General features: G+C 66.9%; 1 pseudogene. It reads left to right on the forward strand.

Annotated elements, in window-relative coordinates:
* Positions 1-347 (forward strand): annotated as a pseudogene (locus AC6CH3_RS23500) (pyruvate dehydrogenase (acetyl-transferring), homodimeric type); the annotation flags it as partial.

Consider the following 347-nt stretch of genomic DNA (forward strand, 5'->3'; position numbering starts at 1 on the left):
ACCGCCTACGCCACCCACGGCGTGCCCCTGGTCCCGGTCTACGTGTTCTACTCCATGTTCGGCTTCCAGCGCACCGGCGACGCCTTCTGGGCCGCCGCGGACCAAATGACCCGCGGCTTCATCATCGGCGCCACCGCAGGACGGACCACCCTCACCGGCGAAGGACTCCAGCACGCCGACGGCCACTCCCCCATCCTCGCCGCCACCAACCCGGCAGTGGTCACCTACGACCCCGCCTACGGCTACGAGATGGGACACATCGTCCGCGACGGTCTGGAGCGCATGTACGGCCCGGACTCAACGGACCGGAACCTGATGTACTACATCACCGTCTACAACGAGCCCAT

This window comes from Arthrobacter sp. GQ119, assembly GCF_059759125.1.